The organism is Streptosporangium sp. NPDC050284 (genome assembly GCF_044459525.1).
Lineage (GTDB): Bacteria > Actinomycetota > Actinomycetes > Streptosporangiales > Streptosporangiaceae > Streptosporangium.
Genome location: NZ_JBITIZ010000061.1, coordinates 1 through 1,048 on the forward strand (window position 1 = coordinate 1; position 1,048 = coordinate 1,048).

The window sequence follows — 1,048 nt, forward strand, 5'->3', positions numbered from 1 at the left end:
GGTGAACTCGGAAAGACCAGGACCGCGCTGGACATCGCGGGAAAAGCATTCGCGCTGCTGGAAAACATCTCAAGCAGCGCGGACTCCGACGAGAGCTGAACCAGGCCCTCGATGAATACTTCCCCGGCCTGGAAGCCGCCGTCGGCACACAGAAAGCCTGCCGGATCCTGGGGAAGTCCCGCGCCGGCGTGTATCGGAAACGCAACCCCCGGCCGCGTGTGATTCGTGAGCGCTCCCCGTTTCATCACCCGGCCGAGTTGTCGGCAGAAGAACGCGCACGGGTGCTGGCGGTGCTGGACTCACCCCGGTTCGTCGACCGGTCCCCGGGCCAGGTGTGGGCGATCCTGCTGGACGAGGGCATCTACCTGTGCTCACAGGCCACCATGTACCGGCTCCTTCGCGAGCGCGGCTCATCCGGCGAGCGCCGCGCCCAGGCCGTCCACCCGGCCAAGAAGAAACCCGAACTCCAAGCCGACGCACCGAACCAGGTATGGTCCTGGGACATCACGAAGCTGAAAGGACCTTCACGCGGCGTCCACTACCTCCTGTACGTCATCATTGACATTTTCTCCCGTAAAACCGTGTGGTGGGAGATCTGGCCGACGGAAACAGGAATCCTCGCCAAGGAGTTCATCGAGCACGCCATCGAGGCCAACGGCGGAGTTGCCCCGGCCGCGATTCACGCCGACCGTGGAACCTCGATGACCTCGAACACCGTCTCCGGCCTGCTCGCACTGCTGGGGATCGACCAGTCCCACTCACGGCCGCGTGTGTCCAACGACAATCCGTACTCAGAAGCGCAGTTTAAAACACTCAAGTACTGCCCTGCGTTCCCTGGAACGTTCGGGTCCATCGAAGACGCGGGCGTCTTTTGCGACCAGTTCTTCCAGTATTACAATCACGAGCATCGTCATTCCGGTATCGGAATGCACACTCCGGCGTCCGTGCACGACGGCTCCTCGGTCGAGATCCACGCCAAGCGGGCCGCCACCTTGAACGCGGCCTTCCTGGCCCACCCAGAACGGTTCCACGGCCGTCGCCCCTGCCC

Annotated in this window: 1 protein-coding gene; it reads left to right on the top strand. The window is 63.4% G+C overall.

The features are described 5' to 3' along the window. Positions 1 to 167: 167 nt before the first annotated feature. On the top strand, positions 168 to 1,048 hold an 881-nt coding region (locus tag ACIBH4_RS39650; protein WP_362770434.1), incomplete at its 3' end, for an IS3 family transposase.